Below are 23,468 nucleotides of genomic sequence, written 5' to 3' on the forward strand. Positions count from 1 at the left end.
GATGATCAAAGCGCAGGGCCTGGATCATCACTCCAGCTTGCGAATTGGGCCTAAAGCCCCCGCCCCAACTGCGCCGCGCGCTCGGCCTCGAGCGCGTCGGCGATGTAGGCGAGCGACAGACCCAGTTCACGGGTCCAGGTCAATTCGATGCGCCAGGTCGCCGCCGGCCGCCAGACTTGCCGCGCGCCGCCCTCGCCGCGGCGGATTGCGATCAGGCGGCGACCGGGGGTGGAGGCGTAGTCGGGGAAGCGGCTTTGATCCTCGGCCTGGCCGTATTTCTCCACCAACAGGCCCTGGATTTCTTCGAACCGCAATTGCGTGGCGACCCGATAGGAGCGCAAGACCTTATAAATGCGCCCGCCATAGGCCAGCACAAAGACTTGGTCGACATCCTCGGCGAACACCAGCGCCAGGCTCTTGCCCGCGACCTCCTGGGTCAAGGGCGCCGGTGCAGTCTGTAAGAGCGGATTGACGTCGCCGCCAAGACAATAGCGCCCGAAGACCAGCTTCAGGCAGGGGTCCGCGGCGGCGCTGAGGCCGCTCAGCGCCAGACCCAACAGGATCGCGACAGTCGTCAGGCCCAAGCGTCTGCCCATGGTCCCCATCTCTCTGGTTGCGATGATGACAGGATAACCGATCAGCCTGGAAAGCGTCGTCGGCGGTTCGCAGCAGTTCCAAATTTGGGTGGCCGCCGCCAACAGCGTGTCGGCCGCGAGGCCGATGGTGGATGCGCTGCGCTTATCCACCCTACGAGACCGGCTCCGTTGTAGGGTGGATAAGGCGCGCCGCTCGGTGTCAGGGACTCGGCACGTCGGTCGCGCGCGCCGCATCCACCAGAGGCTGCGCGAGGCCGCCCAAATTTGGAATTGCTGGGCGGTTCGCCGCCACGGCCGGATTTCGCGAGAACAATGCCTTGGGAGCGCTTGTGCAGAGCCGCATGGTCACCCGACGGATGATCCATCCGGTAGCGATTCCAAGGCCACCGGCCCGCCCCAGAGTCGCGTCACCAGCCCATGGCCGGCCACCGGACAGCCGCTGGTCCAGAAGCGCTCCGTTCCGGTTCGGCCCGGGTCGGCCAGTAAACCGACCGACGCCAGTCGGTGCCTGACCTGGCGGGCGACCGCGGCGCCGGAATCCAGCACGGCCACCGCGGGACCGGCAAGATCCAGGATGACGGGTGTGAGATAGGGGTAATGGGTACAGCCCAGGACGACGGTGTCCGCTCCCCGCGCGAGGAGCGGGTTGAGGTAATCCGCCACCAGGGCGCGGGTGGACTCACCGTCCAGGTCACCCGCCTCGACCCGCTCCACCAGACCGGGGCAGGGTTGCAGCAGGAACCGCGCCCCGGCGCCAAGCCGCTCCAGGAGCAGGCTGAAGCTCGGGCTCGCCAGGGTCGCGCGGGTCGCCAGCACCCCGATGACCCCACTACGGGTCAACCCCAAGGCCGGCTTGACCGCCGGTTCCATCGCGATGATGGGCACCGGATAGCGGGCGCGCAGCAGCCGCGCCGCCGCGCCGGTGGCGGTGTTGCAGGCCACCACGACGGCCTTTGCACCCCGCGCGATCAGGAACTCGGTGAGCACCAGGGCGCGCGCCTCGATCGCCTCCAAGGGCTTGTCGCCATAGGGCGCGTACCCCGAGTCGGCGATATACAGCAGATCTTCGGCGGGTAGTTCGCGGCGAATCTCCTTGAGGACGGTGAGTCCGCCGACGCCGGAATCGAACACCCCGATGGGTTGATCCGAGGTCATGGTCAGCCGGTCATCCGCCGATAGATGTCGGCGACCCGGTAGGGCAGCTTGGCGACCTGTTCGACCAGGGTATAGCCGGCCGGCCCGAACATGTGGGGCAGATAGTCCTGGGCCTGATCATCGACCGTGATGCAGAACGGATGCACACCCTGGCTGCGTGCCTCCAGGATAGCCTGACGGGTATCCGCGATCCCGTAATCGCCACGGTAACCGTCCTCATCATCCGGGCGCCCGTCGGAGATCGTCAGCAGGACACGGGTGCGCGCATCGACCGCCAGCAGCTTGCGCGTCAGGTGACGAATGGTCACGCCCATGCGCGTGTAGTCCTGGGGTCGGATGCCGCTGATCCGGTCCTGCACCTGGGTGTCGTACGGCTCGGCAAAGGTTTTCACCCGAAACGCTTCACAGCGCATGTGGGTATAACCGGAAAAGCCGTAGATGGCATAGCGGTCACCCAGCAGTTCCAAGGCTTCACAGAGCAACACCAGCGACTCGCGGCAGACCTCGTTGATCCAGCCCTTGGTGGAGCCGCTCATGTCCACCATGAAGAGGACGGCCACGTTGCGGTCCAGCTTGCGGCGACGCTGAAACAGGCGGTCGGTTTGCTCCAGCCCGCGGGCCTGATCCGCATAGGACTCGACCAGTGCGTCGATGTCCGGATCCTCGCCGAACGGCTCGCGTTTGAGCAGCCGCTCCTCCCCGCGCAGGGCTTCGAAGGTGCGATACAGATGCTTGAGCAGGCCCCGGTACTTGTGCCGGGTCGCCGCCGCGAAACCGTCAGCCTGCGGCTGAACCTCGCGCTCCCGCAACCGACACCAGTTCTTGCGATAGCCCTGACGGCCGTGGTCCCACTCGTCATAGATGAAGGTATCGCGCTCCGCGGGGGCTGGTGCGCCGTCGTCGCGGGCGGTACCGGGCCGACGCTGGTAGACGCCGTGGCCGGCAGCCTCCAGATAGGCATCCGGGATGTGCCCGAAATCCTGGACGACGGATTGCATCAGTTGCACCATCCCCGGGACGGGCTGCACCGGCTGATCCCCCAGAACCAGCGCGAAGGCCACCCCGTCGGGCCAGTCGTCCGCCGGCTCCCGCTCCAGATGGAACCGCGGCGGTTCGCCCGCGGCGACGCCCGGCCGGTTCGCCGGTTCAGCGGCGATGACCGCCAGGGCGGCGGCGAACTGTTCCCGTTCACGGGCGCGGCGCGCGGCCATCACCTCGGCGACGCGCTCCGGCTGTAGCTCGCCCTGGTAGCACAAGGGTTCGAGCGGCGCCGTGCCGGCCCGATACAGTTCGGCCGCCAGTGTCCAGGAGAGGGCCGCGTCCGCCCCCGCCGCATACACGCGCGCGGCGGCATCCTGCCAGTCGGGCGGGAGCGGCGGGCGGTCGCCCAATCGGTCCATGTCGCGCGCCAGACCGGGCAGTTCAGCGCTGATCCGCGCGTCGAGCCGCAACCCCTCCAGCGCGGCGAACAAGGCCAGCGCGCGCCGCCGGTCGGCATAGGGCGCCAACTGCTCCAACGCGGGTTCGCGCCAGGTGCCGAACCAGTTCTGGGCCCAGAGCGAGGCGATCAGGCACTTGTAGAGCCGGAAGTTCTCGGCGCGGCTCGCAAAGCGGGTGACGGCAGCCGGGACGAACAGCGTCTCGGTGTCGGTGTAGGCCGCGTCGCCGACCGCCAGCCGCAATCGGCGGCCGGCCAAGCCGGTGGTGAAGGCGTCCAGCACCTGGGCCAGATCCGCGAACCGCTGGCCGTCGCGACCGGCCCGCCGAGTCAGTGCATCCTCCGCCACACGCTGCAGGGCGCGGATACCACCCTGGCTGCCCTGGTGATCATAAATGGCCAACAGCTCGATCACCCAATCGGGAATTTCCGCATCGGGCAGTGCGCGCAAGACGTCGGGGGAGTGGACGCAGAGGTAATAGGCCAGATCCAGGCTGGTGCGACCGACCCGCTCCACCTGGCCGAACAGCAACTCCACCCGCGCCGCGGGGAACCAGGCCAGGGCCTCGGCGGGCGGCAGCACGCTGCGACGCATGGAGAGCACCGGATAGACCAATGACTCCAGGCGCTGGTGGATCACCTCCACCGCCAGGGCATCCGCGGCCGGGCGCCCGTCCACCCCGTAACGCCGCGCCAATTCCTCGTCACTCATCCGGGCGGTGCGCACGCGTGCCAGGAATTCTTCCTGACTCAGTTCTTCGCCGATGGTCTTGTCATCACTCATCCTCGACTGGCTCCAGAGCACGCCACGCGCTGATCGCTCGTCTAGATGTCGAAACTCGCCCACACCGGACAATGATCCGAGGGTCGGTCCATGGCCCGGAGTTCATAGTCGATGCCGACCTCGAGCAGACGCTCCTTCAGCGGGGCGGTGACCAGGATGAGGTCGATGCGCAGGCCGCGCCGGGGGTCCCGCTCAAAGCCTTTGGAGCGATAATCGAACCAACTGAAACGATCATCGACCGCCGGGTACATGACCCGAAACGCGTCATGCAGACCCCAGTCGGTGAGGACCTTGAGCCATTCCCGCTCCTCGGGCAGAAAGCTGCACTTGCCGTCCCTGAGCCAGCGTTTGGCATTGTCCGCGCCGATGCCGATATCGAGATCCAAAGGCGCCACATTCATATCACCCATCACCACGACCTGCTGATCCGGTGTAAAACAGTCGCGCAAATACGCGGCTAACGCGTGATAGAAGCGCGCCTTGCCGGGAAATTTGACCGGGTGATCGCGACTCTCGCCCTGCGGGAAGTACCCATTGATGACAGCGACTTCGCCGCCATCCGCCAACGCGTAACGGCCGGTGATCGCACGCCGTTGGGCGTCCTCGTCATCGCCCGGAAATCCCTTGACGATCGCCAGCGGCTCGTCCCGGCTCAGCAGAGCGACGCCATAATGCCCCTTCTGCCCATGAAACCGGGTGCGATATCCCATCCCTTCCACCATCTCCAGTGGAAACTCGGTATCCGCCACCTTGCACTCCTGAAGGCCCAGCACATCCGGGTCGAGGCGCATCTTGAGCGCCTCCAACTGATGCGGCCGGGCACGAATCCCATTGATGTTGAATGAGCAGAGCTTGAACATTTCAGGATCTCCGGACGGCGAAAGGAATCGTGCAATGAAAGGATCAGGCACCGCGGAAGAGAAACGTCCCCCGTGGGAGCGGCGTCCCGCCGCGATGCGGTGCGGCGGTGACCGCTAAGCCTGCAACGACGCGCCCGGCCCGTCGCGGCGGGACGCCGCTCCCACAGGGTCGCTGCGCGACTTTCACGGTAAGCTTCGACCTTCAGCCGGCCGCGCTCCGCCCGATCAATTCGAGTACCGCCAGGGCCGCCTTGCGCGCCGCGTCGTGACGCAGTCCCGCGTGGATGCGGGCATACTCGGCGGTGATCACGGAGACCCGCGCCGGGTCATCCAGAAAGTCCAGCAGCGCCGGCGCCATCAGGTCCGCCCGGCACCGATCCTGAAGAAACTCGGGTGCCAGTTCGCGCCCCGCGAGCAGGTTGGCCATGGCCGCGTAGGGGACTTTTACCAGACGCAACTGCGTCACCAGATGATAGGTGAAGGGATGGACCCGATAACCGACCACCATCGGGCGCTTGAGCAGCAGTGTCTCCAGGGTCGCGGTGCCGGAGGCCGTGAGCACACAGTCGGCCGCGGCAATGACGGCGCGCGAGCGGCCATCCACCAGAGTGACGGGCAGGTCGGGGGCCAGGCGTTCGAGGACCGCGCTGAAATGCGCGCGCAGCCGTGCATTGACCAAGGGCACCACGAAACGCAGATCCGGCCGGGCGTCGAGACAACGCAGCGCGGTCTCGACAAAGGGCACCGCCAGACGCTCCATCTCACCGAGCCGGCTGCCCGGCAGCACGGCGATCAGCGGCCCGGTCGCGGGCAGGTCCAGCTCCCGGCGCGCGGCCCGCTGATCGACCTCCAGGGGAATTTGATCGGCCAGCGGGTGGCCGACATAGCGGGCCGGCACCCCATGCTCACGCAGAAAGGACTCCTCGAACGGAAAGACGCAGAGCATCAGATCCACCGCGCGCCGAATGCCTTTCACCCGACCCGGACGCCAGGCCCAAACCGTTGGACTCACGACATGGACGGTGCGAATTCCGGCCGCCCGCAGACGCCGCTCGAGACCCAGATTGAAATCAGGCGCATCGACGCCGATAAAGACATCCGGCTGGTCTTTGAGGAAGAACCGCAGCAGTTCACGCCGCAGTCCGAGCAGTTCGCGCAAATGGCCGATCACTTCGGTCAAGCCCATGACCGACAACCGCTCCATCGGGAACAGGGTCGCGCAGCCGGCGTCGAGCATTCGCGGACCGGCCACGCCGACACAGCGAATCCCCGGCACCAACCGCGCAAGCTCGGCAATCACGGCGGCACCCAGGATGTCCCCCGAAACCTCGTTGGCGACGATGCCGACGCGCAGCGCGGGGGCGGTCATCAGCGCACGATGCTGCGGCTGCTATCCGCCACGAAGGTGGCCAGGGGCGCGATCTCGGGGCTGGTCTGCGCCAGGACCCGCAGACGCTCCAGGGCCTCATCCAGCTTGAGGCCGCCCATGTAGAGTGCCCGATAGGCGCGTTTGATCACGGTGATCGCCTCGGGCGTAAAGCCGCGGCGACGCAAACCCTCGGCATTGATCCCGTGGGGGACCGCGGGCTGACCGGCGACAGTGACATAAGGGGGCACATCCTTGCTCAAGGCCGATCCCATGGCGCAGAAACAATGGGCGCCAAGGCGGCAAAACTGGTGGACGATGGTAAAGCCGCCGAGAATGGCCCAATCCTGGATTTCGACATGCCCGCCCAGGGAGGCGGCGTTCGCCATGATCACATGGTCGCCGATCCGACAATCATGGGCCACATGGGTATAGGCCATGAATAGATTGTCATTCCCAATGCGGGTGACCCCCTGATCCTGAACGGTGCCGCGGTGCAGGGTGGCACACTCGCGAATCTGGTTGCGATCACCGATCTCGAGCCGGGTCACCTCTCCGCCGTATTTCATGTCCTGCGGGTCTTCCCCGACGGACGCGAACTGGAAGATCCGATTGTCACGCCCGATCCGCGTAGGACCGTGAATAACCACATGGGGTCCAATGCGTGTGCCGGCGCCAATCTCCACCCCTGGTCCGATCACCGTGAACGGACCAACCTCCACCCCAGGCTCCAGCACGGCGCCGGGATCAACGATGGCACTCGGGTGAATCAAGCGGTGAAGTCCCGCGCCGTACACATGATCTCGGCCGAGGCCACGATCCGGTCATCCACACGCGCCTCGCCGTCGAACTTCCAGATGCCGCGACGCACCGCCAATAACTTGACGGTCAGGAACAACTGATCACCCGGTTCGACCGGGCGCTTGAAACGTGCCTTATCGATCCCGACGAAATAATACAGCGCTTTCTCGCCCACCTCTTCCGGGCGTGAGGCCATGGCCAGCAAACCCGTTGCCTGGGCCAGGGCCTCGATGATCAACACCCCCGGCATCACCGGACGCACCGGGAAGTGCCCGACGAAATAGGGTTCGTTGTAGGACACATTCTTGAGCGCGACCAGATAGTCGTCACGCTTGAAATCCACCACCCGATCGACCAGCAGAAATGGATACCGATGCGGCAACACGCTCAGCACCTTATGGATATCCATCGTGATCCGATCAGGGGTGATCGCATCGGGTTCCGCGCGCCCGACCACTGGCCCCGCGTCCGTGAGATTCGGCTCAGATGCCTGCATCAGTCTTCCTCCTGCCCGAGCGCGGCACTCAATAGTGCCACGCGCGCTTCGAGTTGCTTAAGTCGGCGCGACAACTCATCAAGGTGTCTAAACCGCGCCACGTTACGCCGCCATTCCGCGCTGGGCATGGCTGGTATTCCACTACTGTAAGACCCCGCGTCCGGAAACGAGCGGGTGACCATCGCCTGACCGCTAAAGTGAACCTGATCGCCGATCACGAGATGCCCGGCCATACCGACGGCGCCCGCGATCGTGCAGTTGCGTCCGATCAGGGTCGACCCTGAGATCCCGGTCATCGCCGCCATGGCGGTATGCTCACCAACCTGCACGTTATGACCGATCTGAATATGATTATCCAACTTGACCCCGTCACCGATGCGGGTGTCACCGATGGCGCCGCGGTCCACCGTGGTATTGGCGCCGATCTCGACATCGTCACCGAGCACCGCCCGCCCAATCTGCGGGATGCGCACCCACCGCTCCCCATCCTTCGCAAAGCCAAAGCCGGCCCGGCCGATCACGGCTCCCGGATGCAACAAGGCCCGCTTGCCGACCCGTGTGCCGTGACACAGGGTCACACGCGCCACCAAACGGCTATCCGCGTCGATCTCTACACCCTCGCCGATGATACAGCCGGGGCCGATGAACACCCGCGGCCCGATCCAGGCCCCCGCTTCGATCACCGAGGTGGGCCCGATCCAGGCACTGGCATCGATCCGGGCGGCCGCATCGACGACGGCGGACGGATGAACACCGCCCCTGACCTGCGGCTCCGGGAAAAGGAACTGCGCGGCCCGCGCAAAACTCAAATAGGGATTGCGGCTGATCACGACGGGCACCGCAGCCGCATCGGCATCCGCTTCAGTCAGGATCACGACCCCGGCGCGGGTGTCCGCAAGATGCCGGCGATACTTCCGATCGCCCAGGAAACTCAGGCAGTCAGGCCCCGCGTTCACCAAATCTGCGACACGCGACACGCGCCTGCGCGGATCGCCTCGATAAGGTTCACCCAGCCGGCCCGCGAGTTCTTCAAGAAGAATTCCATCTGCCGTCACGCCAACATCTCCTGTCACGACATCCACTCGCTCCGGCTCACTTGTTGCTCGAATCCCGTTTCAATCGCTCGATGACCAGGTCCGAGATATCCATGCGCGGGCTGTAGTACACGAGGCCCTCGGTAATCACCAGGTCGATCCCTTGTTCTTTGGCAAGTTCTACCACCACCTCACGCACTTGCTTCGCCAGTTTGGTGCGCAACTCATTTTGACGCAAGGCGACGTCTTCCTGAAACTCGTCCTGAGCATACTTGAGCTTGCGCGTGCGGCTGCGAATGTCGTTTTGCAGCCGCTGCATCTCGCTTTCGCTCATCAGCGCGGAATCGCGTTCGAGCTTGCGTTGCAGGATCGTGATCTGCTCCTGCTGCTGACGCAGATTGCGCTCACGCTCTTCGACCTCCACCTGCAATGCCTTGCCGGCCGCCTCGTATTGCGGTGAGAGTTCCACCACCCGGTTCGGGTCGACCACGCCGATCTTGTATTGATCCGCACCGACGCACGGCACCGACATCAAGGTCAGGACCATGACTCCGACTTGCGAGAGCTTCACGTTCGACACTCTCGACTCAGAAGGTCTGACCGATGCCGAACTGGAAGATCTGTGTCTCATCCTCCGGCTTCGAGTTCAGCGGCCAACCCATACTGAGGGTCAAGGCCCCGACCGGTGACAACCAACTGGCAGCGATACCGGTCGAGTACCGCACTTCACCGAAATTGAATCCGGTCGGCGTGACCAAGGGCGTGTCCTGAGTCACCCAGACGTTACCCACGTCAAAAAACAGTCCCACGCGTACCGTCTTCTCGATCTCTCCGCCCAATGGCGGAGCCGCCATCAGTTCGATACTTCCAACCATTTTGACGTTACCACCAACCGGATCATCCGTCAGGAGCGTCTCGCGCGGCCCCAGTGAGTTGGCGACATAGCCACGCACCGACCGCGGACCACCGGCGTAGTAATTTTCCCAGAACGGCAAGTAATTCAGGTCGCCATAGCCGTCGCCGTAGCCAAGATCGGCACTCAGGGAAAGAACGAAGCGGGAGGTCAAGGGGATGTAAGTGTTGCCTTGATAGCCGATGCGGTAGTAGGTCAGATCGCTGCCCGGGACCGCGACCTCGCCGCGTATGGTCTGGATACTCCCTTTTCGGGGGAAGACGGCCTTATCGCGGGTGTCGTTGACATAGCTCGCGCTGACAATGAAATCATTGAATTCAGAGCCGTTCTGCAGAACGAAATCCTGCGCCAGCACGGAATAGCCGGCCATGAACTCGGTGTACTGGTAGCGCAGCGCCATACCGGCCCGACTGGTCGCCGAGATCGGCAAACCGAAGTTCATCCCGACGATACCGACATTGGTCGCGTAATCAGCACCGATCAGATTGCTGAAGTTCGTCTCGCGGTAAGAAAACTCGAAACCGCGGCTGATGCCGTCGATCGTGTAGTACGGATTCTGGTAGCTGAACTGATACAGGGTGTTGGCGTCACTGGTGTTGAATGCCAGCGACACCCGTTTCCCGGTTCCCAGGAAGTTGTTCTGATTGATGCTCGCGTTGAACAGCACGCCCTGCGACTGCGAGTAGCCGATGCCCGCCATGAGATTGCCCGCGGGCTTCTCGCGGACCGTGAAGTTGACGTCGACCTGATCCGCGGTGCCGGGCACCGGCGGCGTCTCGGTCGTCACATCTTCGAAATAGCCGAGCCGATTGAGGCGTTCGCGTGACTCCTTGACCAAGGCCGCGGAAAACCAGGCACTCTCCAGTTGACGCAGTTCGCGCCGCAACACCTCGTCACGGGTACGGGTATTGCCCTTCATATTGACCCGGCGAACATAGACGCGTTTACCCGGATCCACGAAGAAGGTCAACACCACCTGCTTGGTGGCGTCGTTGACCTCAGGTACCGGATTGACGTTGGCGAAGGCATAGCCCTCGTCGCCGAACAAAGCGGAGATGCGCTCGGCGCTCTCGGTGGTCAGTTTGCGCGAAAAGCTCTCGCCCCGCCGCAACTGGATCATCGGAAACACCTTCTCCACGGGGACCGCGGGCTCACCGGCCAGCTTGATGTCGCTCACCGTGTAGGGGCTACCCTCGTCGACCACAACCGTGACATAAATTTCTTTCTTATCGGCACTGATCGAGACCTGCGTCGACTTGATATCGAACTTGATATAGCCGCGGTCGAGGTAATAGGAACGCAACCGCTCCAGATCACCCGCGAGCTTTTGCTTCGAGTACTGATCGTTCTTGGAATAGAATGAATGCCAACCGGTGGCACCGAGATCGAACTGTTTGAGCAGTTCCTTGGTATCGAACGCCTGGTTCCCGATGATATTGATCTGCTTGATACGCGCCGTGAGACCTTCGGTCACGTCGATGCGGATGGCAACGCGATTTCGTTCGAGCGGGGAAACGGTGGAGACGATCAGGACACCGTACTTGCCGCGTGAAAAATACTGGCGCTCCAGTTCCTGTTCGATGCGATCGAGCACCGAACGGTTGAAGACCCGACCCTCTTTCAAGCCGATCTCCTCGATGGCCTTACGCAGGGTCGGTTCATCGATATCCTTGTTTCCGACAAACTCGATCTGAGCGATCGCCGGACGCTCCTGAACGGTCAGCACCAACACGCTGCCGTCACGTTCCACGCGCACATCGTCAAAGAACCCGGTCTGGTAAAGGGCGCGGATGATATTGGCGGTCACGTCGTCGCCAACGGTATCACCGACCTGGACCGGAAGATAGTTGAACACCGTCCCTGGGGCGATGCGCTGCAGACCCTCGATCCGGATATCGGCAATCTGGAACTGATCCGCGGACACGCGGCCGCCAAACAGGATTGCACATGTCATCAGCAGGGCGACGAGAGGACGACGCCTACCGCCGCCGATGCCAGCAATTAGAACGCGCACAGGCACTTCCCCTCGATCAAGCCGAACACCGTCGCGCGAAGCGGCGGCTAAAGGCACGTAGTATAAGGGATCATCAGCGGCTAACCAAAGATCCGGGAGAGATCCAGATAAAACGCCAGCCCCATCAGGGCGGCCAGCATGACAATGCCAAGCTTCTGGCCCTGCAACTGAGCGGCATCGGAGAGGGGGCTGCCCTTGATCCACTCGATGGCGAAGTACAGTAGATGGCCGCCGTCGAGGATCGGAATCGGCAGCAAATTCAAGACTCCAAGACTGATGCTGACGATTGCCAGAAACTTCAGGAACGAGTCGAATCCGATGGTCGCGGTCTGACCCGCGGCTTTGGCGATGGTGATGGGCCCGCTGAGATTCTCCAGCGAAGCCTGCCCCACCAGCATGCGTCCAATCACGCGCACGGTCAGGTAGCTCAGGTCGCCGGTCTTGACCAGGGCCGCAACCAGCGCCTCGACCGGACCATAGCGGACCTGAACCCGCTCCACCAGGACCTCGGCACCGATGCGTCCAACCGTCACACCATCTTTCTCGGCCGCGCGGGGGGTCAGTGCGATCGTGAGGGGTTCGCCGTCGCGTTCGACCGCAACCCGCAACGCCTGTCCCGGACTGGACTGCACCGTCTCGACCCAGTGATCCCAATCCCGGATCGGTTCGCCGTCCGCACTCAAGATGCGGTCACCGACCGCCAGACCCGCCTGCGCCGCCGGCTCACCCCGGATCAGCTTGCCGATGACCGCGGCGAACCGGGGCTTCTGCGGATGCAGTCCGAGCCCTTCAAGGACGCTGGCGTCCTCCGGCAGGGTCGACAAAGGCTCCGCGTCGATCCAGCGCTCCTGTTCCCGTCCGGAGGCGTCGCGTACCGTCACACGCAGGTCCTGACCGCTGCGCTGCTCCAGCATCAGGGCGAACACGACGCGCTCCCAAATCGGCGCGTCACGGTCGCCCACCCGCACCAGTGAGTCACCCTCCTGAAAACCGGCCTGAGCCGCGATCGAATCCGGCTCGACCGACCCCACGACGGCGCGCAAGCCGGACTCACCAGCCATGAACACCGCCCAGTAGGCGAGGATCGCGAACAAAAAGTTGAACAGCGGCCCCGCCGCGACGACGGCGAAACGCTTCCACAAGACCTGACGATTAAACGCCTGATCCACCTGGTGCGCCGGAACCTCTTCCTCACGCTCATCGAGCATCTTCACGTAGCCGCCGAGTGGAATGGCGGCGAGCACGTACTCGGTCGTGTCCGGGTTGCGCTGATAGCGCAGCAGTGCGCGCCCAAAGCCGATGGAGAAGCGCAGGACCTTGACCCCGACCAGGCGCGCGACCCAGAAGTGACCAAATTCGTGAACACTGATCAGGATCGCCAGCGCGATCAGGAAGTAGAAGATGTCGAGTGGCAGCGGCATGGACATAGTGTGCACTTCAACCGGGCACGTCGACGATGATTTGTTCCGCCGTGGCGCGTGCCTGCTGATCGAGCGCGATCAGGGCCTCGAGTCCCTGCCCCTCGACGGATTGTATGGCGGTCGATTGCAGTGTCTCCGCAACCACGCGTGCAATCCCTGGAAAATCGACCCGACCTTCGAGAAAGGCCGCCACTGCCACCTCATTGGCCGCATTGAGCACCAGCGGGGCGGAACCGCCGGCCCGCGCGGCTTCGAATGCGAGCTGCAGGCACGGGAAGCGTGCCGGATCCGGAGCCTGGAAGTCGAGACGGCCGACGGCGACGAGATCCAGGGGAGCAACCCCGGAGTCGAACCGCTCCGGCCAAGCCAGGGCATGGGCAATCGGCGTGCGCATATCCGGGTTGCCCAGTTCGGCCAGAACGGACCCGTCCTTGTACTGGACCAGCGAGTGGATCGTACTCTGCGGATGCACGACCACGGTGATCCGCTCCGGACCCGTCCCGAACAGCCAGCACGCCTCGATGACCTCCAGCCCCTTGTTCATCAAGGTCGCCGAGTCCACCGAGATCTTCTGCCCCATACTCCAGACCGGATGAGCGCAGGCTTGCGCCGGCGTCACCGTGGCCAGCCGGTCCGTTGGCCAATCGCGGAATGGACCGCCCGATGCGGTCAGCAGGATCTGCTCCACGCCCACCTTGGCCAGGCCGGCACGAAACCCGCCGGGCAGGCACTGAAAGATCGCATTGTGTTCGCTGTCGATGGGCAACAATTCAGCCCCGCTGTCGGCCACCGCGTCCATGAACAGGGCACCGGCCATGACCAGGGATTCTTTGTTCGCCAGCAGCACACGCTTACCCGCGCGGGCCGCCGCCAGACTCGGCCGCAGGCCGGCGGCACCGACGATGGCCGCCATCACATAACCGGCCTCCGGCAGGACCGCAACCTGTTCCAGACCCTCGACTCCGGACAGAATCTCGGGAGCACCGGGCATACCGCCGAGCAGTGACGCGAGACGCGCAGCCGCGTCAGGGTCAGCCATGGCGGCCACCTGCGGCCGATAGCGGCGGCATTGTTCGGCCAGCCGCTCCACATTGCGGTGCGCGGTCAGCGCGACCACCCGGAAACGCTCCGGGTGGCGCGCCAACACGTCGAGCGTACTCAGACCGATAGAACCAGTGGAACCGAGAACAGCGACGCCAATCATGGGTGCACCCAGCCTAAGTATAAGATGCCAAGCGTGAACACGGGCGCTGCCGCGGTCAAGCTATCGATGCGGTCGAGCATACCCCCGTGCCCCGGGAGCAACTGACCTGAGTCTTTCACGCCGCGACGGCGTTTGAGCAGGCTCTCGTAAAGATCACCCACGATGGAAATCGCGACCGTTACCGTACACAAAAAAACACAAAACAGGGTTTCTGGAATGCCGGCGGAGAACAGGAAACTCAAGAGGACACCACCCAGGCCGGCGCTCGCCAAGGCGCCGTAAACACCCGCCAGGGTCTTGCCCGGACTCAACACCGGGGCGAGCTTCGCGTGCCCCCAGCGCCGGCCCACGAAATAGGCGGCCGAGTCGGCAATCCAGACCAGCAGAAACAGAAACAGCACGAGTAACGGCCCCGTCGCGGCGCTGGCCCGCAATTCGACCAGCGCCCCCCAGGGCGCACTCAGAACCAGCAGCCCGGCCAACGCGGCAGCAACATCCGGACCCGGTCGCGAATCAATCCGGCGCACCCGCGCCAAGACCACGACCTGGATCACCCACCAGCCGACACCGAGACCGATGATCCACGAACGCCAGTCGGGCACGAGCCAGAGAACACCCAGGGTGACGCCCACCAGGACGAGGTACCCGCCGCGCACCGCCGGTGCTTCGAGACCGACGAGCCCACTCCATTCCCAGGCGCCGACCAGGATGACCAGGGCAAGAAAGACCGCGAATCCGGGCGCCGGCAGCCACACCACGGCCGCCACGACCGCGGGTCCCAGGATCAGGGCCGTCCAGGTTCGCTGACGCAGCGCACTGCCGCCGCGCAACAGGCTAGCGCCAAGCATCGCCGGCTACCCCGGTTTGCGACGCGACCTGCTCTCCGGTCAAACCAAAACGACGCTGGCGATGCGCGAAATCGTCCAGGGCCTGGCCATAGGCCGCTGCACCGAATTCCGGCCACAGGATGTCGGTGAAATACAACTCGGCGTAGGCCGACTGCCACAGGATGAAATTGCTCAGCCGCTTCTCGCCACCGGTGCGAATGAAGAGATCAGGGTCGGGCAGGTCCGCGAACGACAAGCGCGCAGCGACGGCCCGCTCATCGATCGCGGCGGGATCGAGACGCTCCGCCAACACATCGGCGACGACGCGCCGGGCCGCCTGCGTGACATCCCAGCGACCACCATAGTTGGCCGCCACCAGGAGGTTCAATTTGGTATTGTTCGCGGTGAGGTCTTCCACGTCGGCAATCCGCCGCTGGAGTTTCTCACTGAAGGCCCGCCGCTCCCCGATGACACGCAGCCGCACGCCATTCTCGTTCAGGCGTCGCACCTCGCCGCGCAGGGTACTCAGGAACAAGTCCATCAGGAGACTGACCTCGGTGGGCGGTCGGCGCCAGTTTTCGCTGCTGAAGGCGAACAGGGTCAGGGTCCCGACGCCCCGCTGCACGCTCTCTTCCACCACCGCGCGCACGCTCTTCACACCCTCCCGGTGGCCCCAGGTGCGGGCACGGTTGCGTTGATTGGCCCAACGTCCGTTACCGTCCATGATGATGGCGACGTGTTTGGGAACGCGCCGCTGATCCGCTTGTACCCCGTTTGCAGGGGATTCCGTATCCACGTCTTCTTTGCTTCGGCTGCGCGTAGCGGTCCTCAGATCGACATCAGGTCTTCTTCCTTGGCCGCCAGGGCCAAGTCCACGTCTTTAACGTACTGATCAGTCAATTTCTGGACGACCTCGGCGCCGCGCCGCTCGTCGTCCTCGGAAATCATCTTCTCTTTCACCATGTCCTTGAGTTCGGCATTGGCATCACGGCGGATGTTACGCATCGCGACCCGCGCCTGCTCCGCCTCATGCCGCGCCACCTTGATCAGATCGCGGCGACGCTCCTCGGTCAGGGCCGGCATCGGCACCCGGATCACGGTCCCCGCGGTATTTGGATTGAGACCCAGATCGGACTGCATGATGGCCTTCTCGACCGCCTGCACCATCCCTTTTTCCCAGGGTGTCACGGCCAGGGTGCGGGCATCCTCGGCGATGACATTGGCCACCTGCCGGATCGGCATCTCGGAGCCATAGTAGGACACCATCACGTGATCGAGCAGCGATGGATGGGCACGCCCGGTGCGGATCTTCGCCAACTCGTGGCCAAGCGCCTCGACGCTCTTACTCATCCGCAGCGCCACATCTTTCTTGATGTCATTGATCATAGTCATTCACCACTTGCCACCAGGGTGCCCACATCTTCGCCGCGCAGCAAGCGCAGCAGGGCACCTGGTTCGTTGATATTCATCACACGCAGCGGCATGCCATGGTCCCGGCACAACACGATGGCCGTGGTGTCCATGACCTGTAACCCCTCGCGCAGGGCACGATCGTAACTGATCCGGGGGTAAAAGGTCGCATCCGGGTCGAGCACCGGGTCGGCGGAATAGACCCCGGCGACCTTGGTGGCCTTGATCAGCAGATCGGCACCGATTTCGATAGCCCGCAAACTGGCCGCGGAATCCGTGGTGAACAACGGATTCCCGGTCCCCGCGGCGAAGAGCACGACCTGCCCCTGTTCGAGCGCAGTCATCGCGCGCTGCCGGGAATACCCTTCGCAAACCTGGTCGATCCGGAGTGCCGACAAGACCTGAGTCCGCACCCCGAGGCGTTCGAGCTGATCCTGCATGGCCAGTGCATTCATCACGGTCGCCAGCATTCCCATTTGATCCCCGGTCACACGGTTCAGTCCCGTGGCGGCCAGCCCGGCGCCACGGAAAATATTCCCGCCGCCGAGCACCAGGGCCAGTTGAACCCCGGCCGCCGCCAGGTCCTTCACGTCGGACGCGAACCGCTCCAGAATGGCCGGGTCGATGCTGTCATTGCCGCTTCCACGGCCGCTTCCCATCAGCGCCTCGCCGCTGAGCTTCAATAGGATGCGCCGATGGGGCGGAGCGGTCATCAGGTTTCTCCTCTTTCACGGTACGAGTAGCAAGCAATCGCCTCAGTCCTTCTGAAGTGCCATGACCTCTTCGGCAAAGTTCTCGGTTCGCTTCTCGATGCCCTCGCCGACCTCAACGCGGGCGAAACGCCGAATCCGGGCGCCGGCCTGCTTCACGAGCTTCTCCACACTCAGATCCGGGTCCTTGACGAACGGCTGGCCGAGCAACGTGACCTCCTCCATGAACTTGCGCACGCGACCCTCGATCATCTTATCGACGATGTTGGCTGGTTTACCACTCTCCAGCGCCTGGGCACGGAAAATTTCGCGTTCTTTCTCCAGTGTCTCAGGTGCCACCTCGTCAGCACTCAGACAGAGCGGGTTACTGGCCGCCACATGCATCGCGATGTCGTGCCCGAGGGTCTCGTCACCACCAACCAGTTCGACCAGCACACCGATGCGCAACCCGTGGCGATAACTGTAGAGCCTGCCTTCGGCCCCATCGAACCGCACCAGACGACGCACCTGAACATTTTCGCCGATCTTGGTGATCAACGCCTCACGGGCGCCGTTGACCGTCATCCCGGGCTCACCCGCCAGCGGCAACTCCGCCAGGGCCGCGGCATCCGGGGCGGCGCTGTTCAGGGCAGTCGTGGCGACCGCCGCGGCAAAATGGCCAAAACTGGCGTCCTTGGCCACGAAATCGGTCTCGCAGTTGATCTCGACGAGGACGCCCTGCCGACCGTCCGCGGCGATCTCGATCACCACCGCGCCTTCGGCGGCGATGCGCCCGGATTTCTTGGCGGCCTTGGCCTGGCCGGACTTACGCATGGCCTCAATGGCGGCCTCGATATCCCCACCGGCCTCCACCAAGGCATTCTTACATTCCATCATCCCCGCGCCGGTGCGCTCACGGAGTTCTTTCACAGTTGCCGCTGAGATCGCCATGCCAAATACCCTCGATACGACTGTAGCACCCGGCCATCGATGCGTTCGATTGCGGGCAGCACACGGAAATGAATGCCCTTGCGGGGAAGCCCTCCAGGGGGAGCCGCCGCGGGCCGCGCGTGATTTAGCGGGGCGCGGCAGAATCCGGCGCCCCACTCGATGACTTACCGGACAGCCCTAATCCCGAGGCGCGGTGTCGACAAACTCGGACTCGCGGCCCGAGACCATGCCGGCCGCGGTGTCGCGCCCGTCGAGGACCGCATCGGCGGCGCCGGCGATATACAACCGCACGGCCCGAATGGCGTCATCGTTGCCGGGGATCACGTAGTCCACCCGGCTGGGGTCGTTGTTGGTGTCGACCACGCCGATCACCGGAATACCGAGCTTGTTGGCCTCGGTCACGGCATTTTTCTCGTGGCCCACATCGATCACGAACATCGCATCGGGCAATCCATCCATGTCCTTGATCCCGCCCAGGCTCTGCTCGAGCTTGTCGCGTTCACGGGCCAGGTCCAGCGCCTCTTTCTTGTTGAATCGCTCGCTGCCACCGGTCTCGAACATCACCTCCAGATCCTTCAGCCGCTTGATCGACTGGCGGATGGTCTTGAAGTTGGTGAGCATTCCGCCAAGCCAGCGATGGTTGACAAACGGCATGTTACAACGCAGAGCCTCCTCACGGATGGCGTCCCGCGCGGCCCGCTTGGTCCCGACAAACAAAATCTTGCCGCCGTTGGACGCAAGTGTCCCGACGAAGTTCATCGCATCCTGGAAGAGCGGCACCGTCTTTTCCAGGTTGATGATATGAATCTTATTACGGTGACCAAAGATGAAGGCGCCCATCTTGGGGTTCCAGTAGCGGGTCTGGTGGCCGAAATGGACACCGGCCTCCAACATCTGGCGCATGGATACGTCGCTCACGGTCGATTCCTCAGGTGTAGTGGGTTGAGCCTCCACGCGTCCCATGCGGCAACCCCCCAGTCAACGCCTGGACGGGGCACCCGGCAGCATGTGACGACGCGTGTGCGGACAAAGATCCGGCTGACCGAAATCGGCCGAACTGTTAATGATCAGGCCCGGAACACGGGTCTCTCATGAAAAACCATCTGCCCTAAAAATAAAGCGAAAAATCAGAATTTTTCGCTTGGTAAGGGCAGGTCTGTCCTCAATTTTCAGAACAGGTGCACGGTCGTTTGCGGCAGCGCGCCGCGTTTTATACCATAGGGGTTAAGCCTCGGCAATCTCAGCAACGGCTGACCTTCGGTTTTTTCAAAAGAATTCAGGTTTCGTGTGGACGCATCCAACCGCCCAATGAGTGTGCAGATCAAGACTCCCGAGGCTATCGAGCGCATGCGTGTCGCCGGGCGACTCGCTGCCGATGTCCTTGATATGATAGCTGATATAGTGCAACCCGGCATCACCACGGAGGAGTTGGATCGGACCTGCCACGACTACATGGTTCGGGTTCAGGGCACCATCCCCGCACCCCTCAACTATCGGGGATTCCCCAAGTCGATCTGCACCTCGGTCAATCACCAGGTCTGCCACGGCATCCCGAGCAACAAGCGCCTGAAGAAAGGCGACATCGTCAACATTGACATCACCGTGATCAAGGACGGGTATCACGGGGATACCAGCATGATGTTCTTCGTCGGCGAGCCCTCGGTGTTGGCCAGGCGCCTGGTCACCGTGACCCGGCAGGCGCTCTTCCGCGGGATCAGCGCGGTGCGACCCGGCGCCACGCTCGGCGATATCGGCTACGCCGTCCAGCAGTTCGTCGAGTCCCAGGGCTACGCGGTGGTCCGCGAATATTGCGGACACGGGATCGGACGCGAGTTCCACGAGGATCCCCAGGTCCTGCACTACGGGAAACCCGGCGAAGGACTGGTGCTGCGCCCCGGGATGTGCTTCACCATCGAACCCATGGTGAACGCCGGCAAACGCTTCATCAAGTTGCTCCCGGACGGCTGGACCGTGGTGACCAAGGACCGCAGCCTGTCGGCACAATGGGAACACACGCTGCTGGTCACCGAGGAGGGATGCGAGGTGCTGACCCTGCGGGCGGAAGAACGCGACGCGGTCGCCCTTCCATGAGCGCGGCCGAGCGAGCCCAGGCGCTTGCGGTGTCGCCCGCCGACGCGTGCGCGGCCCCCGCCACGACGCGGGATCTGATCCCCGTCTATCGTCAACGGTTGCGCGCCGGTCGGGACATCCTGTTTCAACAATTTGATCGGGGCGTCCCGGTCACCAACCTGGTCCTGGCCCTGAGCCAACTCACCGACGGGGTGCTGCGCGAGGTCTGGCATCATCACGTCGGCGACAGCGCCGGGGTCGCCTTGGCCGCGGTCGGCGGCTACGGGCGGCAAGAACTGCACCCGGCCTCGGACCTCGACATCCTCATCCTGGTGGAACCGCAGACCGAGGCCGCGCTGTTCGACGCCTTGGAGCAGTTGGTGACCTTCTTGTGGGACATCGGCCTCGAGGTCGGCCACAGCGTACGCAGCGTGGCCGAATGCGAGAGCGAAGCCCAAAGCGATGTCACCGTGATCACCAACCTGCTGGAGGCCCGTCTGCTGGTCGGTGACGAGGGCCTGTTCCAGCGGATGCGCGCGGCCACCGGCCCGGACCGGCTGTGGACCAGCCAGGCGTTCTTCACCGCCAAGACCGCCGAGCAGCAGGCGCGCTGGCACAAGTACGGCGATACCGCCTACAACCTCGAACCCAATATCAAGGAGAATCCCGGCGGGCTGCGCGACATCCAGATGATCGGCTGGGTCGCCAAGCGGCACTTCGCCGCCTCCACCCTGCACGAACTGGTCACCCAAGGCTTCCTCACCGAGCCCGAGTATCTGGCCCTGATCGAAGGGCAGAATCACCTGTGGCGTATCCGTTTCGCACTGCACCGGCTCACCGGACGCCGCGAGGACCGACTCCTGTTCGACTACCAGCGGACCCTGGCGCAACAATTCGGCTTCTCCGACGGCGCGCACAACCTCGGCGTCGAGCAGTTCATGCAGCAATACTACCGGACGGTGCAGGATCTCAACCGCCTGAACGAGATGCTCCTGCAACTGTTCCGTGAGGCCATTCTGCTGCACGACGACATCGGCCCCCCGGTGCCGATCAACAAGCGGTTTCAGTCCCGCAGCGGCTTTCTGGAAGTCAGTTCACCCACCGTCTTTCAACGCTACCCGGTCGCGCTCCTGGAGGTGTTTCACATCCTCCAGACCCGCCCGGAGCTTCAAGGCGTGCGTGCCAGCACCATCCGCGCCATCCGCGAGAACCGTCACCGCATCGATGACAGCTTCCGCGCGGATTTGCGGGCGCGCAGCCTGTTCATGGAGATCCTGCGCGAGCCCCGCGGCCTCACCCACGCCCTGCGGCGGATGAACCGCTACGGCGTCCTGGCCGCCTACATTCCGGCCTTCGCCAACATCGTCGGGCGCATGCAGTACGACCTCTTTCATGTGTACACGGTCGATGAGCATACGCTCACTGTCCTGCGTAACCTGCGCCGCTTCACCATCGCCAAGCACGACGAGGAATTCCCTCTGTGCAGCGCGGTGACGCTGCGCATCCCCAAGATGGAAATCCTGTACCTCGCCGGCCTCTTTCACGACATCGCGAAAGGCCGCGGCGGCGATCACTCCCTGTTGGGCGCCCGCGACGCCAAGGATTTCTGCCGGTTGCACGGATTGTCCGAATTCGACAGCCGGCTGGTGGCCTGGCTGGTCGAGAAACACCTGCTGATGTCCATGACCGCGCAGCGCAAAGATATCAGCGACCCCGACGTGGTGCAGACCTTCGCCGAACTGGTCGGGGAAACCACCCGTCTGGATTACCTCTACCTGCTGACGGTCGCGGACGCCCGCGCCACCGACCCGGCACGTTGGAACGGCTGGATGGACGCCCTGTTGCGAGAACTCTATCACGCCACCCGGCGCGCCCTGCTGCGCGGTCTGGAGCACCCGCAAGCCCAAGACCAACTGATCGAGCAAAAACAGAACGAGGCCAAGCGGTTGGTCCAACGCTACGGCGGCAACCCGAACGCCTGTACCGCGCTCTGGATCAAGTTCAGCCTGGACTTCTTCCTGCACAACTCACCGGATGAGATCGCCTGGCAGACCCGCCAGATCCTGGACACCGACCCAAGCGAACTGCCGCTGGTCGTCATCCGCCCGGTCACCGCCCGCGGCGGCACCGAAATCTTCATCTACACCCCGGATCGCGCCAACCTGTTCGCCCGCACCACCGCGCTGCTCGATCAGATGGGCCTGAGCATCATGGACGCGCGCGTCATGACCACCGATGACCAGATGGCGGTCAACACCTATCAGGTGCTGGATCTGGACGGCCATCCGGTCAATGACTCGCTACGGATGGAGGAGATCCGTGCCGCGCTGGACACGGACCTGCGCGCCCACGCCCGCGGCGGCATCCAGGTGGCGCGCAGCCTGCCGCGCCGCCATCGCCATTTCCCGATCGAGACGCGGGTCACCTTCTCCGCGGATGAGGCCAATCACCGCACCGTGATGCGTCTCGCCACACTGGATCGACCGGGTCTCCTGGCCGAGGTGGGTGAGGTATTCCAGAGCTGCGGTGTGCGGTTGCACAACGCCAAGATCGCCACCGTCGGCGCCGAGGTGGACGACGTGTTCTTCATTACCACCGCGGACGACGCCCCCATTACCTGCACCACGGCACTCGCCTGCCTGCGTCGTGAAATCCACAATCGGCTCGAAGGTCATGCCAAACCTTGAACCCCGCCAACTGCCGCCCCGCTCCGTACGACGCGCCCACCGCGGCGAGGATCGGCAGGCGCACTGCCGAACCGCGCTGACCATCCTGATGCTGCTGGCAATGCCGCTCACCCAGGCCGGCACCATCCCCACCGCCGACCCAAGCGCGCATGCACGGCTGCCGGCCCCCGCCTTGCCGATCACCATCGCACAAGCAGCCGTCGGCGAACCGCCGACCCCCTGGCTCGACGAGGTGCGCACGCAACGTCAAGCCGCCGAGGCGCGGCGCCAAGCCAACCGCGAGTCCTTCGAGGCCCGGCGTCGGGCGAATGATCCCTGGGGCGCGGCCCAACACGAGGCCTGGGAAGACAACGTCCAACGGCGCCGCGAGGCGCGCAAACAGCGCCTCGAGCAGGACCGGGGCTACTTTCGAGGGATGGGCCCAACCCTTGCCGACCCTTGGGTGGAGCCTTGGAGTGAAGTGACACCCAATACCGCGCCACGCGGATCCGCTGCCGCGGACACGGCGCCCCTCGGCGACCCGTTCCGGGCGGCCGACCTCAACCGCGGGGCACCGGCCTTGGTCCCCGGTGCCGCGGACCTGGAGGCACCGCCGCCCCCCCACACCCGGAGCTACACGCCCCAAGACTGGAACAACCTCTGGTATTTCCGCGGCTACTAAACCTCGCCTAGTGACAATGGACTTGTTTCACTTATTGGCGAACGGTTCCTTTCATGAACATGCTTTCAAGGGGTTACGGGGTTCTGCCGGC

The 23,468-nt window shown here is 64.0% G+C and carries 21 protein-coding genes; 3 read left to right on the forward strand and 18 right to left on the reverse strand.

The window, feature by feature from the left end; translation table 11 throughout:
* Positions 1-50 precede the first annotated feature (50 nt).
* The 18 genes from A39O_RS0105560 to rpsB form a co-directional block, all read right to left on the reverse strand.
* Positions 51-746 (reverse strand): hypothetical protein, encoded by a 696-nt coding sequence (locus A39O_RS0105560; protein WP_020503709.1) that lies wholly within the window; start codon positions 744-746, stop codon positions 51-53.
* 195 nt (positions 747-941) lie between these two features.
* On the reverse strand, positions 942-1,751 hold the full coding sequence (gene murI / locus A39O_RS0105565) for a glutamate racemase (RefSeq protein ID WP_020503710.1): 810 nt from the start codon (positions 1,749-1,751) through the stop codon (positions 942-944).
* A 2-nt stretch (positions 1,752-1,753) separates the two neighbouring features.
* Positions 1,754-3,973: a nitric oxide reductase activation protein NorD gene (locus A39O_RS0105570; protein ID WP_020503711.1), complete on the reverse strand. Its 2,220-nt coding sequence runs from the start codon at positions 3,971-3,973 to the stop codon at positions 1,754-1,756.
* 41 nt (positions 3,974-4,014) lie between these two features.
* Positions 4,015-4,833, reverse strand: coding sequence for an exodeoxyribonuclease III (gene xthA / locus A39O_RS0105575; protein ID WP_020503712.1), 819 nt, complete (start codon positions 4,831-4,833; stop codon positions 4,015-4,017).
* A gap of 202 nt (positions 4,834-5,035) precedes the next feature.
* Positions 5,036-6,202 (reverse strand): lipid-A-disaccharide synthase, encoded by a 1,167-nt coding sequence (gene lpxB, locus A39O_RS0105580; protein WP_020503713.1) that lies wholly within the window; start codon positions 6,200-6,202, stop codon positions 5,036-5,038.
* Complete coding sequence (gene lpxA / locus A39O_RS0105585) at positions 6,202-6,972, reverse strand: acyl-ACP--UDP-N-acetylglucosamine O-acyltransferase (RefSeq protein WP_026199190.1); 771 nt, start codon at positions 6,970-6,972, stop codon at positions 6,202-6,204. Before lpxA ends, lpxB begins: the two co-directional genes overlap by 1 nt.
* On the reverse strand, positions 6,969-7,496 hold the full coding sequence (gene fabZ, locus A39O_RS0105590) for a 3-hydroxyacyl-ACP dehydratase FabZ (RefSeq protein ID WP_020503715.1): 528 nt from the start codon (positions 7,494-7,496) through the stop codon (positions 6,969-6,971). The genes lpxA and fabZ overlap by 4 nt, the downstream gene beginning before the upstream one ends.
* The gene (gene lpxD, locus A39O_RS0105595; protein ID WP_026199191.1) at positions 7,496-8,551 is read right to left on the reverse strand and encodes a UDP-3-O-(3-hydroxymyristoyl)glucosamine N-acyltransferase; all 1,056 of its coding nucleotides are present in this window, start codon (positions 8,549-8,551) and stop codon (positions 7,496-7,498) included. The genes fabZ and lpxD overlap by 1 nt, the downstream gene beginning before the upstream one ends.
* Before the next feature lie 37 nt (positions 8,552-8,588).
* Positions 8,589-9,077 carry an OmpH family outer membrane protein gene (locus A39O_RS0105600; protein ID WP_020503717.1) on the reverse strand — a complete coding sequence of 163 codons (489 nt, stop codon included), beginning with the start codon at positions 9,075-9,077 and terminating at the stop codon, positions 8,589-8,591.
* A gap of 40 nt (positions 9,078-9,117) precedes the next feature.
* Entirely contained in the window at positions 9,118-11,397 is a 2,280-nt protein-coding gene (gene bamA / locus A39O_RS0105605; RefSeq protein ID WP_051088766.1) for an outer membrane protein assembly factor BamA, read from the reverse strand.
* A 140-nt stretch (positions 11,398-11,537) separates the two neighbouring features.
* On the reverse strand, positions 11,538-12,878 hold the full coding sequence (gene rseP, locus A39O_RS0105610; RefSeq protein ID WP_026199193.1) for an RIP metalloprotease RseP: 1,341 nt from the start codon (positions 12,876-12,878) through the stop codon (positions 11,538-11,540).
* Positions 12,879-12,894: 16 nt separating this feature from the next.
* Positions 12,895-14,082, reverse strand: coding sequence for a 1-deoxy-D-xylulose-5-phosphate reductoisomerase (gene ispC / locus A39O_RS0105615; protein ID WP_020503720.1), 1,188 nt, complete (start codon positions 14,080-14,082; stop codon positions 12,895-12,897).
* Positions 14,079-14,930, reverse strand: a complete 852-nt coding sequence (locus A39O_RS0105620; protein ID WP_020503721.1) for a phosphatidate cytidylyltransferase — start codon at positions 14,928-14,930, stop codon at positions 14,079-14,081. The genes ispC and A39O_RS0105620 overlap by 4 nt, the downstream gene beginning before the upstream one ends.
* Positions 14,917-15,705 (reverse strand): polyprenyl diphosphate synthase, encoded by a 789-nt coding sequence (gene uppS, locus A39O_RS0105625; RefSeq protein ID WP_040527206.1) that lies wholly within the window; start codon positions 15,703-15,705, stop codon positions 14,917-14,919. Before uppS ends, A39O_RS0105620 begins: the two co-directional genes overlap by 14 nt.
* A gap of 32 nt (positions 15,706-15,737) precedes the next feature.
* Positions 15,738-16,295, reverse strand: coding sequence for a ribosome recycling factor (gene frr, locus A39O_RS0105630; protein ID WP_020503723.1), 558 nt, complete (start codon positions 16,293-16,295; stop codon positions 15,738-15,740).
* A gap of 2 nt (positions 16,296-16,297) precedes the next feature.
* Positions 16,298-17,032 carry a UMP kinase gene (pyrH, locus tag A39O_RS0105635; protein WP_026199194.1) on the reverse strand — a complete coding sequence of 245 codons (735 nt, stop codon included), beginning with the start codon at positions 17,030-17,032 and terminating at the stop codon, positions 16,298-16,300.
* Between the two features lie 42 nt (positions 17,033-17,074).
* Positions 17,075-17,959 carry a translation elongation factor Ts gene (tsf, locus tag A39O_RS0105640; RefSeq protein WP_026199195.1) on the reverse strand — a complete coding sequence of 295 codons (885 nt, stop codon included), beginning with the start codon at positions 17,957-17,959 and terminating at the stop codon, positions 17,075-17,077.
* A gap of 177 nt (positions 17,960-18,136) precedes the next feature.
* Entirely contained in the window at positions 18,137-18,862 is a 726-nt protein-coding gene (gene rpsB, locus A39O_RS0105645; RefSeq protein ID WP_020503726.1) for a 30S ribosomal protein S2, read from the reverse strand.
* A 405-nt stretch (positions 18,863-19,267) separates the two neighbouring features.
* Between rpsB and map the strand changes: the two genes are divergently transcribed.
* The 3 genes from map to A39O_RS0105660 are packed head-to-tail and all read left to right on the forward strand — an operon-like array spanning position 19,268 to position 23,377.
* The gene (gene map, locus A39O_RS0105650; RefSeq protein ID WP_020503727.1) at positions 19,268-20,050 is read left to right on the forward strand and encodes a type I methionyl aminopeptidase; all 783 of its coding nucleotides are present in this window, start codon (positions 19,268-19,270) and stop codon (positions 20,048-20,050) included.
* A complete protein-coding gene (glnD, locus tag A39O_RS0105655; RefSeq protein ID WP_020503728.1) occupies positions 20,047-22,716 on the forward strand; it encodes a [protein-PII] uridylyltransferase in 2,670 nt (889 codons plus the stop codon). Before map ends, glnD begins: the two co-directional genes overlap by 4 nt.
* Complete coding sequence (locus A39O_RS0105660) at positions 22,703-23,377, forward strand: hypothetical protein (RefSeq protein ID WP_020503729.1); 675 nt, start codon at positions 22,703-22,705, stop codon at positions 23,375-23,377. Before glnD ends, A39O_RS0105660 begins: the two co-directional genes overlap by 14 nt.
* Positions 23,378-23,468 lie beyond the last annotated feature (91 nt).

The sequence above is a fragment of the Lamprocystis purpurea DSM 4197 genome (assembly GCF_000379525.1).
In the GTDB taxonomy this organism is placed as follows: Bacteria; Pseudomonadota; Gammaproteobacteria; order Chromatiales; family Chromatiaceae; genus Thiodictyon; species Thiodictyon purpureum.

Bases quoted from the DNA above. Each gene is read 5' to 3' on its own strand.
- bamA (WP_051088766.1), bottom strand. From the start codon at position 11,397: ATGACATGTGCAATCCTGTTTGGCGGCCGCGTGTCCGCGGATCAGTTC.
- rpsB (WP_020503726.1), bottom strand. From the start codon at position 18,862: ATGCGCCAGATGTTGGAGGCCGGTGTCCATTTCGGCCACCAGACCCGC.
- map (WP_020503727.1), top strand. From the start codon at position 19,268: ATGAGTGTGCAGATCAAGACTCCCGAGGCTATCGAGCGCATGCGTGTC.
- ispC (WP_020503720.1), bottom strand. From the start codon at position 14,082: ATGATTGGCGTCGCTGTTCTCGGTTCCACTGGTTCTATCGGTCTGAGT.
- A39O_RS0105600 (WP_020503717.1), bottom strand. From the start codon at position 9,077: ATGGTCCTGACCTTGATGTCGGTGCCGTGCGTCGGTGCGGATCAATAC.
- A39O_RS0105660 (WP_020503729.1), top strand. From the start codon at position 22,703: ATGCCAAACCTTGAACCCCGCCAACTGCCGCCCCGCTCCGTACGACGC.
- lpxB (WP_020503713.1), bottom strand. From the start codon at position 6,202: ATGACCGCCCCCGCGCTGCGCGTCGGCATCGTCGCCAACGAGGTTTCG.
- tsf (WP_026199195.1), bottom strand. From the start codon at position 17,959: ATGGCGATCTCAGCGGCAACTGTGAAAGAACTCCGTGAGCGCACCGGC.
- glnD (WP_020503728.1), top strand. From the start codon at position 20,047: ATGAGCGCGGCCGAGCGAGCCCAGGCGCTTGCGGTGTCGCCCGCCGAC.
- fabZ (WP_020503715.1), bottom strand. From the start codon at position 7,496: ATGCAGGCATCTGAGCCGAATCTCACGGACGCGGGGCCAGTGGTCGGG.
- A39O_RS0105570 (WP_020503711.1), bottom strand. From the start codon at position 3,973: ATGAGTGATGACAAGACCATCGGCGAAGAACTGAGTCAGGAAGAATTC.
- rseP (WP_026199193.1), bottom strand. From the start codon at position 12,878: ATGCCGCTGCCACTCGACATCTTCTACTTCCTGATCGCGCTGGCGATC.
- pyrH (WP_026199194.1), bottom strand. From the start codon at position 17,032: ATGACCGCTCCGCCCCATCGGCGCATCCTATTGAAGCTCAGCGGCGAG.
- xthA (WP_020503712.1), bottom strand. From the start codon at position 4,833: ATGTTCAAGCTCTGCTCATTCAACATCAATGGGATTCGTGCCCGGCCG.
- frr (WP_020503723.1), bottom strand. From the start codon at position 16,295: ATGATCAATGACATCAAGAAAGATGTGGCGCTGCGGATGAGTAAGAGC.
- A39O_RS0105620 (WP_020503721.1), bottom strand. From the start codon at position 14,930: ATGCTTGGCGCTAGCCTGTTGCGCGGCGGCAGTGCGCTGCGTCAGCGA.
- murI (WP_020503710.1), bottom strand. From the start codon at position 1,751: ATGACCTCGGATCAACCCATCGGGGTGTTCGATTCCGGCGTCGGCGGA.